Annotated in this window: 1 protein-coding gene; it reads left to right on the top strand. The window is 72.4% G+C overall.

Going from position 1 to position 1,013, the window contains the following annotated elements; genetic code table 11:
• Positions 1-1,013 (top strand): XdhC family protein (locus tag WS69_RS02855; protein WP_156437905.1); only part of this gene is annotated, 1,013 nt, incomplete at both ends.

Here is a 1,013-nt window from a genome sequence, read left to right as displayed (position 1 = left end):
GGATCTCGAAGTGCTGAGGACGGGCGCGCGCTGGCTCGGCGACGGCCGCCGCGCGCTGCTCGTGACGGTCGTGCGGACCTGGGGTTCGTCGCCGCGGCCGGAGGGCGCGATGCTCGCGGTGCGCGACGACGGGCTCGTCGTCGGCTCGGTGTCGGGCGGCTGCATCGAGGACGATCTGATCGCGCGCGTGCAGGCGTCGGGCGTCGCGAGCTGGGCGCGGCCCGAAGCGGTCAAGTACGGCGTGACGGCCGAAGAAGCGCATCGCTTCGGCCTGCCGTGCGGCGGCACGATCGAGCTCGTGCTCGAACCGCTCGCGCCGAAAAGCGGCATCGCGGCGCTGTGCGACGCGCTCGAACGCGGCCGGCTCGTCACGCGCACGCTCGATCTCGCGACGGGCGAAGCGGCGCTCGCGCCCGCAATCGCGACCGACGGGCTGTCCTTCGACGGCGCGCGCCTCGTGACGATTCACGGGCCGCGCTACCGGATGCTCGTGATCGGCGCGGGGCAGTTGTCGCGCTATCTGTGCCAGATCGCGGTCGGGCTCGACTATCAGGTGACGGTCTGCGATCCGCGCGAAGCGTACACGGACGCGTGGGACGTGCCGGGCACGCGGCTCGTGCGGACGATGCCCGACGATACCGTGCTCGACATGCAGCTCGATCGCCGCTCGGCGGTGATCGCGTTGACGCATGATCCGAAGCTCGACGATCTCGCGCTGATGGAAGCGCTGAAGACGCCGGCGTTCTACGTCGGCGCGCTCGGCTCGCGGCGCAACAGCCAGGCGCGGCGCGAGCGGCTGCGCGAGTTCGATCTGGGCGCGGCGGCGCTTGCGCGGCTGCATGGCCCGGCGGGCATCTACATCGGCAGCCGCACGCCGCCGGAGATCGCGGTGTCGATCCTCGCCGAGGTGACGGCGGCGAAGAACGGCGTGTCGCTGCCGACGATCCTGCAGATCGAAGGGGCGAAAGCGGCGCGGGAGGTCGCGGCGGGCGGCGGCGCGGTCTGCGGGATTT

It is taken from the genome of Burkholderia sp. BDU5, assembly GCF_001522845.1.
Lineage (GTDB): Bacteria > Pseudomonadota > Gammaproteobacteria > Burkholderiales > Burkholderiaceae > Burkholderia > Burkholderia mayonis.
The sequence above is the reverse complement of the archived record's forward strand: the minus strand, read 5'-3'. Positions and strand labels throughout refer to the sequence as shown.